Raw genomic sequence first — 8661 nt, 5'->3', positions numbered from 1 at the left:
GTGCGTTTCGGCCTTTCGGCTTCTTCGCGGTTCCAACCTTACCAGATCCGTTCGGCGTTTCCGCTTTCCGTTTCCGGCTCCCTGCTGGAGCGGGGTTTTTCGCGCCTTCCGGCGTGTTCACTACTTTAGCGGTTTTCCCCGGTGACTCATAATCGAGTCGTGGTCCGAATTTCGGCATGCCGAAATTGTTCCCGTTCGAGGGCCGTGCAGTGGTGATGTGCCGGTGTGGCGTGAGTGGTTGTCGCGGTACCTGTCGGCGCCGTGGCAACTCGGAGAACACTACACGAAGCCCTGAGGTCCTGAAGACGGGCGGGCAGGATGTGCGCGCTGTGCGAGACGTCCAGGGCGAGGGGCCTGATGTCGGCTCTGGCGGCTTCGGTGTTCTGCCGGTAGTAGCCGTAAGCGGCTGCCGGAACGTGCCGTGGGTGGAAGTAGATGTGCAGGAGGTACTGCCGCACGCTCAGGGGCAGGGCGCGCTCGTGGCGCTCCGAGGGCTTCCAGCGGGGGCCGACGTCGAGCGTGTAGGTGATGATCGCTGTGACGCCGCGGCCCAGGGCGCGGCCGAAATCGATGTCGAAGAGCACGGACCCCAGCTCCTGCCGGAACCGCAGGGCGCTCAGCCGGCCACAGTGCACGGTCACCTGGACCGAGGGGGTGTCCGGATCGTCCAGCTGATGGTGGGCGGTCAGCCGGCGTACGCCGTCACGGGTGGCCCGTATGACGTTGCTGACCGTGTAGCGCGCGATGCATCCGTACGCGTCGAGATGCACCGTTTCCTGGACGGAGAGGGAGACGAGGTTCTCGTTGAACCGGTAGGCATCGGCGCCGAGCGCTTCCGGCAGCGGGGAGCCGGTGGTGTGGAGGTGGGCCAGGGCTTCCGGCATCTCCTTGCCCGTGATCAGGGCATTGCCCCGTGGGCGGCGATGGCTCAGCAAGCTCTGCAGTGCGCCCGGCGCGGTGCCGAGGATGGACTCGACCTCGCCCACGGCGCGCAGTGACTCCTGGCGCTCGGGTTGGCTGCGGCCGCGCTGCCAGTGGCTCAGGGTCGCGGGGCTGACGGAGATGCCGCGTACGGCCAGGTGGTGGTGCAGGCGTTGCAGTGTCAGGCCGCTGGCCTTGAGGGCCCGGCGGAACGCCTCTCCGAACGTGACGTGCGCCGATTCCGCTGCACCGTCAGGTATCGCGACCGGTCGCGCCCCTCCCTGTCCGGTCGCTCGGCTGCCGGCCGTGGGTGATCTGGCGGTTCATCGGCGTTCCCGGGCGGCAGAAGGTTCTGGCGGGGCTGCCCCTCCGGTGGGGGCAGCCCCGCCACGGCGGACCATCGGCAAGGTGTTACCGACGGTATAGTTCCGCCAAGACGGCCGCGGCGGCCGGTCAGGCGGTCGTCAGACGCAGTCCGAAGTAGTTCAGCGCGTCGTCGAGGGGCTGGAAGTAGGAGGTGCCCTCGCCGTACACGCCGTCGCACCGGTTGGCGGTCAGGCCGCCGGACGTCACGCCCTGGCCCTGGTTGCCGGAGACCCAGGCGCCACCGCTGTCGCCGCCCAGGGCGCACACCGTGCTCAGGCCCAGGTTCGAGACGAGGGTGTCCGGCTGCCCCTCGTCGGAGTAGGTCACCGAGTAGTTGTAGGACTTGATGGTTCCGCAGGTCCAGTGCGAGGTGGCGCCGGATTTGCAGACGTCCGAGCCGGCCGGTGCGCGGCGGCTGCCCTTGGCGGCGACGTCGCCGCCGTTGCCCCACGTACCTATCCGGGGAGCGATGGTGGTGCCGGAGTCGACGGCGGCCAGTCCCATGTCGATGCTGTTCCGGCCGTGCCGGAAGCGGCTTGTGACGCCCTTGGCGAAGTGGGCTCCGTCGTACGTCAGGTCCGGCAGGTTCTCGGCGCAGTGCCCGGCGGTGACCAGGGCCTGTCGGCCGGCGGAGTCGCGGGCGCCGAAGCCGACCGAGCAGTAGTGGCTGCCGTAGTCCATGCGGCTTCCGGGGTGGACGGTGGCGGCGGTCGTCACCGCCCGGCCGTCGCCGCTCCGCACCGCGACCGCGGAACCGTAGGACGCGGCCTGCCGGAGGAATGCCGTGTCCGCCGCCGCGGTGTCGCTGCTGAGCCGGACGACCACCTGGTTCGCCGCGGGCTCCACGCCCCAGCCCTGCACGCCGGCGGGCACGTGGCGAGTGGCCGCCCGGTCCAGGGCGGCCTTGATTCCGTCCAGCCGGTCGGCGGTGTGCCGGACCACGCGTGCCGTGAGGCCGGCGGTTTCGACGCGGCGGGCCGCCTGCTCGCCGGTGACGTTGACCGTGAGGTTGCCCTCGGCGTCGAAGAAGGCGCCGCGTGCGTCGGCGCCCGAGACCCGTAGTGTTTTCTGCTGGGCGGCCTGGGAGTCCAGTCTCCGTACGGCGGAAGTTTCGTCGATACCGAGTGAGCCGGCGAGGGCCTGCACCATGTGCTTTTGGTAGGGCCCCTGCCCGGTGGGGGCATGTGCCGAGGGGGCGCCGTGGGCCGTGACCGTACCTGCCGACATGGCCAGAGCCGCCGTAGCGGCGCCTGATATCAGAACTGCGCGGAGACGAAGCACCTTGTTCTCCATTTCCGGGAGGCCGCTGACCGCGGCCCGGCGAGGGGGAAGGGAATGCGGGCCGGTGTGGGGGACCGACCCGCATTCGCAGGAGAACTCTGGCGGCGAGGCGTGAGCGTGACAAGGCTGTTGATCGAGGCTGAATTCAACAGGACCGCCGCCAACTGTTTACGGCGGAGTTCGCCGCTTGTTCAGCGGCGTGGCCCGGACCATTGAATTCTGACGGCCTTGGCCCATCCGGCAGCCCCCCGATCCGGTGGTGGGGGCGGCCACAGCCGTGCGGCGTGGGTCATCGGCGGCGGCGCGGGTACCGGTACGGGACCGGGCGGCTACAGGAGGCGCGGCGTGGAACGGTGTCTGGTGACCGGGGCGACCGGGTACATCGGCGGGCGGCTGGTACCGGAGCTGCTGGCGGCGGGGTACCCGGTGCGGTGTCTGGCGCGTACGCCGGGCAAGCTGCGGGACCACCCCTGGTCGGGACGGGTGGAGACGGTGCGGGGCGACGTCACGGACCCGGAGTCGCTCAGGGCGGCGCTGGAGGGCGTGGGCGTCGCCTATTACCTGGTGCACGCGCTGGGCTCGGGCCGGGACTTCGAGGACACCGACCGCCGGGCGGCCCGCACGTTCGCCGGGTGCGCGCGGCAGGCGGGGGTGCGGCGGATCGTCTATCTGGGCGGCCCGGTGCCGAAGGACGTCGACCGGCGGAACCTTTCGCCGCATCTGCGGTCGCGGGACGAGGTGGGCCGCATCCTGCTGGCGTCCGGGGTGCCGACCGCGGTGCTGCGGGCCGCCGTGATCATGGGGTCGGGTTCGGCGTCCTTCGAGATGCTGCGGTATCTGACCGAGCGGCTGCCGGTCATGGTGACGCCGAGCTGGGTGCGTACCCGCATCCAGCCGCTGGCGGTACGGGACGTACTGCACTACCTGGTGGGGTGCGCCGCGCTGCCGGAGTCGGTGAACCGGGGCTTCGACGTCGGCGGCCCCGACGTGCTGACGTACCGGCAGATGATGCAGCGCTACGCGCGGGTAGCGGCGCTCCCCCGCCGTCTGATCGTGCCGGTGCCGGTGCTCACGCCGGGGCTCTCCAGCCACTGGGTGGGGCTGGTGACGCCCGTACCGGCGGGCATCGCGCGGCCGCTGGCGGAGTCGCTGCGGCACGAGGCGGTGGCCGAGGAGCACGACATCGCGCGGTACGTGCCGGACCCGCCCGGCGGGCTGACCGGCTTCGACCGTGCGGTGGAGCTGGCGCTGCGGCGCGTACGGGAGGCGCGGGTCGCCACCCGCTGGTCGTCGGCCGCGGTGCCGGGCGCGCCCAGCGATCCGCTGCCGACCGACCCGGACTGGGCGGGCGGCAGCCTCTACACCGATCGCAGGGCGCGCGTGGTGGACGCCTCTCCCAAGGCGCTGTGGGAGGTCGTCGAGGGCATCGGCGGCGAGAACGGCTGGTACTCCTTCCCGCTCGCCTGGGCGCTGCGGGGGTGGCTGGACCGGCTGGCGGGCGGTGTCGGGCTGCGCCGGGGGCGGCGGGACGCGCAGCGGCTGCGCGCCGGGGACTCGCTGGACTTCTGGCGGGTCGAGGAGATCGAGCTGGGGCGGCTGCTGCGGCTGCGCGCGGAGATGCGGCTGCCGGGGCTCGCCTGGCTGGAGCTGATGGTGGGGCGGGACCGGGCGGGCCGTACGGTCTACCGGCAGCGGGCGGTGTTCCATCCGCACGGGCTGGCGGGCCACGCGTACTGGTGGAGCGTCGCGCCGTTCCACGCGGTGGTGTTCGGCGGGATGGCGCGCAACATCGCCGCGGCGGCGCGGGAGCGGGACGCGCCGGCGGGCCGGGGGCAGGAGGCACGGGGCGCCACACCGGGACGTTGACGCGGGATGTCGTACGGGCACGTCCCCGCACGGGGACGTTGACGCGGGGCGCCGTCACCCTCCATCCCCGAACGAGTGACTTACGGGGCTGCCGGCGCCCCCGGTCGGACGCAGGGGCGGCGCGGCGTGCGGCCGGTGGTGGCGGGCCCTTGTACGTTCGCCGCTCCCGGCAATGAGAGGTGCGCCATGCCCACATCCCGTTCCCTCACCGGCTGGAGACCGTCCGGCCCGTGGTATTCCGTACTGGTCTGCGGCATCGTCGGCGGACTGGCCGTCCCCACCGCCTGGGCGGCGGGTTCCGACGCCCATGACACGAAGTCGCGGCAGTCCGCGGCCCGGCAGGCCGAGTTCCAGCAGGCGTCCGAGCAGGCCGCTTCGTCCGGCCGGCGGGTGGAGGTGCAGTCGCAGCGCACCGACACGGTGCGCGTGTACGCCAACCCGTCCGGCACGTACACCACCGAGCAGAGCCTGCCCACGGCGCGCGCTCCCAGGGGCCCGGTGGGCCTGTGGACCAGCGTCAACAAGAAGTACCCCAAGGCGTCCTACTGGGCGAAGACCGGTGATGTGGCGCGCGTCGGCCATGAGAACGAGACGGACGGGACCTGGCGCTCGTTCATCACCATGGGCACCAGAGATCTCCAGCAGACCGGGACGATCAAGAGCGCCGCGTTCGAGATCAAGAACAGCTACTCCTGGTCGTGCGCCAAGCGGCCGGTTCAGCTGTGGGACACCGGCCGGGCCTACGAGAGCACGACGTGGAACGCGCAGCCGAAGTGGTACAAGCTGCTGGCCACGGTCACCGAAGCCAAGGGCCACCACGCCAAGGAGTGCCCGGCCGGCGTGCTGTCCTTCAACGTCACGGACAACGCCCGGGCGGCGAAGGCCGGCAAGTGGCCGGACATGACCCTGGGGCTGCGGGCCGCGAACGAGAACGACACGTACGCGTGGAAGAAGTTCACCCCGAGCACGTCCAAGCTGGCCGTCACCTGGTCCAAGCGCTGAGTCCACGCGGTGGCGCGGAGGCGGGCGGGGGACGGCCGCCGTCACCCTCCGTCCACCGTCTTCCGTCGGGCGAGTGAACCTGCGGCTGTCGCTCTCACGGTCGGACGCGGTGGGGGCGCGGTATGCGGGCGGCGGGGAAAAGCTGGAAATCGTTCAGCCATTCCCCGCACTGGAGGCACACATGCCCACACCCCGTTCACTCACCGGCCGCAGGCGTTCCAGGTCGTCGTACGCCCTGCTGGCCTGCGGTCTGGTCGGCGGCCTCGCCGCCCCGGCGGCCTTCGCCGCGAGCCCCGGCACGCAGGCCGGTCAGGCCGGCGCGACCGTCGCCGAGAAGCGCCTGCCCGGGCCCAGCGCGCCCAGGGGCCGCGTAGGCCTGTGGACGAGCGTCAACAGCGGCAATCCGAACCGGGCCTACTGGAACCGGACGGACGACGTCGCCCGCGTCGGCAGGAGAGCCCTCGCGAACGACCGTGAGCTGAACGGGGTGTGGCGCTCGTTCATCACGATGGGCGCCCAGGACCTGCACCGGACCGGAGCGATCCGGAAGGCCGAACTCCACATCAGGAACACCACGTCCCAGTCGTGCGCCCCCTACAACGTCGAGGTCTGGGACACCGGCCGGGTCTACCCGAGCACGACGTGGAACAAGCAGCCGCGGTGGTACCGGCAGCTGGGCTGGGTCTCGCCCCACCAGCGGCCTTGCCAGCACCGCACCCTGTCCCTCGACGTCACGGCGAGCGCCCGGGCGGCCCAGCACAACCGGTGGCCGAGCATGACCCTGGGGCTGCAGGCGACGAACGAGAGAAGCTCGGACGCGTACAAGACGTTCGCCCCGTCCACGGCCAGGCTGGTCGTGACCTGGCGTTAGCGTCTGCGGCGCACACCCCGGCCGCTGATCCGCCGTCAGCGGCGTCCGCCCGTTTTGGTCACCGGCCCTGATCATCAATACGATCCGGCGATGATCACAAGTAAACGGCTGGCGGCCGGGGTGTGCGGCCTGCTCGCCACCCTGGCCGTGGGGCTGCTTCCCACCTCCGCCGCAGCCGCCGACGAACCGGATGCGAAAAAGCCCTCCCCCAAGGTCGAGCTGGTACTGGACGTCAGCGGCTCGATGCGGGCGCGGGACATCGACGGGCAGAGCCGGATGTCGGCGGCGAAGCAGGCGTTCAACGAGGTGCTGGACGCGGTGCCGGGCGAGGTCCGGCTCGGCATACGTACCCTCGGCGCGAACTATCCCGGCCCGGACCGGCAGACCGGCTGCAAGGACACCAAGCAGCTCTACCCGGTCGGGCCGCTCGACCGGACCGAGGCGAAGACGGCGGTGGCGACGCTCGCCCCGACCGGCTGGACGCCGATCGGCCCGGCGCTGCTGGGCGCGGCCGACGACCTCAAGGGCGATGCCGCGACCCGCCGGATCGTGCTGATCACGGACGGCGAGGACACCTGCGCGCCGCTCGATCCGTGCGAGGTGGCGCGGGACATCGCCGCCAAGGGCATCCACCTGACCGTGGACACGCTCGGGCTGCTGCCGGACGCCAAGACCCGCAAGCAGCTCAGCTGCATCGCGGAGGCCACCGGCGGTACGTACACCTCCGTGCAGCACACCGGTGAACTGCGGGACCGGGTGCACCAGTTGGTGGACAGGGCGGCCGATCCGGTGGTGACGCCGGTGGCGACGCAGGGCGCCGACCAGTGCGCCAAGGCCCCGGTGCTCAAGCCGGGTCTGTACACCGACCGGGAGAAGTTCGCCGAGCACCGCTGGTACCGGGTGGACGTACGGCCCGGCCAGGAGCTGCGCGCGGCGGCGAGCATCGGCGCGGACCGTGCCGTCAACAACGATTACGGCATCCTGCTGCGCGCCTCGACCGTGCACGGCCGGGAGATCGTCCGCGGCTCGGAGGCGGGCGACGGGCGCACCGACGTCATCTCGTCCGGACTGCGCTATCCGAAGGCGCCGCTGAAGAACGCCGACGGTGCCGCGAAGGACGCGCCGGAGTCCGTCTGCCTGCAGCTCAGCAACTCCTTCGCGGCGCCCGCCTCGGTCAAGACCGAGCCGGGCCTGCCGGTCGAGCTGGCCATCGACGTCGTGGACGGCCCGTCGGACGCCTCGGACGTGGCGTCCTTCGGTCTGGGCCGCGGCTGGTGGCTGCTGGGTGTGCTGGCGCTCGCCGGTCTGGTGGCCGGTCTGCTGTGGGGCTGGCTGTCGCGCTGGCGTGTCGCCGTCTGGAGGACCAACTGATGCGTACCCGTACGTTTGTGACCGCCGCGCTGCTGGCGGGTGCCGCGCTCTTCGGTTCGGCCGGCGCGGCGGTGGCGGACAGTCCGTCGCCGTCCGCGAGCGGCAGCGCCGAGGGGCCGACGGAGGCGGGTACGTCGTTCCGTACCGCGACGCCGGTCAAGGCGGGACAGCGGGCGACGGCCGGGGCGTCCACCGGTGACTACCTGTACTGGGCGGTGCCGGTGGACACCGGGCAGCGCGCCACGATGAAGGCGAAGGTGACGCTGCCCAAGGCGGCCCGGCACGGCGCCGCGACCTGGCGGCTCGACGTGTACGACGGGCTGCGGCGCCGTCAGGCGTGCACGTACGGCGCGCAGACCAGGGCGGCGGCAGCGGACGCGGCGTCGGTGGAGGTGTCCTGCACGCTGCGTACGGTCCGTTCCTGGGCCGAGCAGTCGTCCAACGATCCGCTGCCGGGCACGTACTACGTGCGGCTGACGGTCACCGATCTGCCGCAGGACGACCTGGGGCTGCCGGTGCGCGCCGAGTTCGAGCCCACGGTCGACGGGACCGGTGGCGCGTACGCCGTGGACGGCAAGCTGGCCGCCCCGCTGGTGCCGGGGGTCGCGGCCGCGACCCCGAAGGACGGGGAGAGCGCTTCCCCGGAGCCGTCCGCGTCGGCGTCCGCGGCGGGCAAACGGTCGGTCGCCGCGTCCGAGCCGGAGGGCGGCTGGTCCTCGGGCCGGTGGTCGGACCGGTGGGTGTGGACGGCGGTGGGCGGTCTGCTGGCGGCGCTCGCCGGGATCGGCGGGTACGCGATGACGCGCGGCAGCGGCCGCCCGTCGCGGGTGCCGCCGGGCGTCTGACGGCGCCACGCGGCATACGGCAGCGGGGGGGGGGGGGGGGGGGGGTGGTTGGGAGCCGCCTGTCTGTGGGGTTGGGGGGATCGCGGGGGGGGGGGTAAAAAAAGAAAAAAGCACCCGGTGAGAGGATGTGGACAAAAG

General features: G+C 72.1%; 7 protein-coding genes. 5 read left to right on the top strand and 2 right to left on the bottom strand.

The window, feature by feature from the left end:
* Positions 1-146: 146 nt before the first annotated feature.
* Together ACZ53K_RS42275 and ACZ53K_RS42270 are read right to left on the bottom strand one after the other, a co-directional pair.
* Positions 147-986 (bottom strand): hypothetical protein, encoded by an 840-nt coding sequence (locus tag ACZ53K_RS42275; protein ID WP_468848362.1) that lies wholly within the window; start codon positions 984-986, stop codon positions 147-149.
* 388 nt (positions 987-1374) lie between these two features.
* Positions 1375-2580 (bottom strand): S1 family peptidase, encoded by a 1206-nt coding sequence (locus ACZ53K_RS42270; RefSeq protein WP_468848360.1) that lies wholly within the window; start codon positions 2578-2580, stop codon positions 1375-1377.
* A 333-nt stretch (positions 2581-2913) separates the two neighbouring features.
* Between ACZ53K_RS42270 and ACZ53K_RS42265 the strand changes: the two genes are divergently transcribed.
* The 5 genes from ACZ53K_RS42265 to ACZ53K_RS42245 all read left to right on the top strand — a co-directional run bounded on the left by ACZ53K_RS42265 (position 2914) and on the right by ACZ53K_RS42245 (position 8523).
* Positions 2914-4434, top strand: coding sequence for an SDR family oxidoreductase (locus tag ACZ53K_RS42265; RefSeq protein WP_468848357.1), 1521 nt, complete (start codon positions 2914-2916; stop codon positions 4432-4434).
* 186 nt (positions 4435-4620) lie between these two features.
* On the top strand, positions 4621-5436 hold the full coding sequence (locus ACZ53K_RS42260; RefSeq protein WP_468848354.1) for a DNRLRE domain-containing protein: 816 nt from the start codon (positions 4621-4623) through the stop codon (positions 5434-5436).
* 181 nt (positions 5437-5617) lie between these two features.
* Entirely contained in the window at positions 5618-6307 is a 690-nt protein-coding gene (locus ACZ53K_RS42255) for a hypothetical protein (protein ID WP_468848351.1), read from the top strand.
* Positions 6308-6397: 90 nt separating this feature from the next.
* Positions 6398-7678, top strand: a complete 1281-nt coding sequence (locus ACZ53K_RS42250) for a VWA domain-containing protein (protein ID WP_468848350.1) — start codon at positions 6398-6400, stop codon at positions 7676-7678.
* A complete protein-coding gene (locus ACZ53K_RS42245; protein ID WP_468848349.1) occupies positions 7678-8523 on the top strand; it encodes a hypothetical protein in 846 nt (281 codons plus the stop codon). Before ACZ53K_RS42250 ends, ACZ53K_RS42245 begins: the two co-directional genes overlap by 1 nt.
* Positions 8524-8661 lie beyond the last annotated feature (138 nt).

The sequence above is a fragment of the Streptomyces sp. NPDC033221 genome, from assembly GCF_055577005.1.
The sequence above is the reverse complement of the archived record's forward strand: the minus strand, read 5'-3'. Positions and strand labels throughout refer to the sequence as shown.